The following is an 867-nucleotide window of genomic DNA, read 5'->3' as shown; positions in this document are numbered from 1 at the left end:
TTGGCGAACTGCACGTAGGCATCGGCGACGCCGTACAGCGTCACGTTGGTGGAAGAGGCTTGCGCGTCTTGCGCATTGGCAGCCGAGGCAGCGGCGAGAGCAACCGCGGTCACGGCAAAGGTAGCGAGTTTCATGGGTTGGTTTCTGCGATGGCAGGTGGTCAAAACCGCGCCATCGTAGGAATCGCTGGCGGACGGGAACCTGTCCGGCAGATGACAAATTTGTCAGTGTCCTTCCGTGTGCGAACCCTTCGCATCAAAAACCACAAAGTCACACAAACACAATAATTACCACATAGCATGGGTGGGATCGACACGCTCCCAACCTCAGTCGGAACCCCCATGCACGCCATCCCTACCCCGCGGCCGGCCACACCGGCCCGCCACACATCGCTCCGCCACACACCGTCTGCATCGACTGCAGCCGCTTCCGCCCGGCGCTTTGCGCTGGGGGTGAGCGTCGCGATCTCCGTCGCGCTGACCGCCTGCGGCGGCGGCAACGACAACAAGGATTGCGGCTCGGCGGGCAACACCCGCGACCTGCATTGCGCGCCTTGAGCACGACGAACCCACGGACCGATGCCATGACGCTCAACCGCCGCAATTTCCTCCGCACCGCCGCTGGCTCCACCGTCGCGCTGGGCCTGTTCCCGCCCGCCATCCAGAGGGCCCTCGCGATCCAGGCCAACAACACGACCGGCACGCTGAAGGATGTCGAGCACATCGTGCTGCTGATGCAGGAGAACCGCTCGTTCGACCACTACTTCGGCACGCTCAACGGCGTGCGCGGCTTCGCTGATCCGTTCGCGATCCCGGTGCCCGATGCCGGCGCCATCCAGCGCCGCACGGTCTGGTCGCAGCCCAACGC

General features: G+C 64.7%; 2 protein-coding genes. Both read left to right on the top strand.

The window, feature by feature from the left end; genetic code table 11:
• Nucleotides 1–341: 341 nt before the first annotated feature.
• Nucleotides 342–557, top strand: a complete 216-nt coding sequence (locus AC1D12_RS34355; protein ID WP_477827686.1) for a hypothetical protein — start codon at nt 342–344, stop codon at nt 555–557.
• A gap of 26 nt (nt 558–583) precedes the next feature.
• The coding region (locus tag AC1D12_RS34350) for an alkaline phosphatase family protein (protein WP_477845525.1) at nt 584–867 on the top strand (284 nt) is incomplete at its 3' end.

The organism is Rhizobacter sp. P1_G5 (genome assembly GCF_056405435.1).
This window is presented reverse-complemented; position numbering and strand designations above follow the sequence as displayed.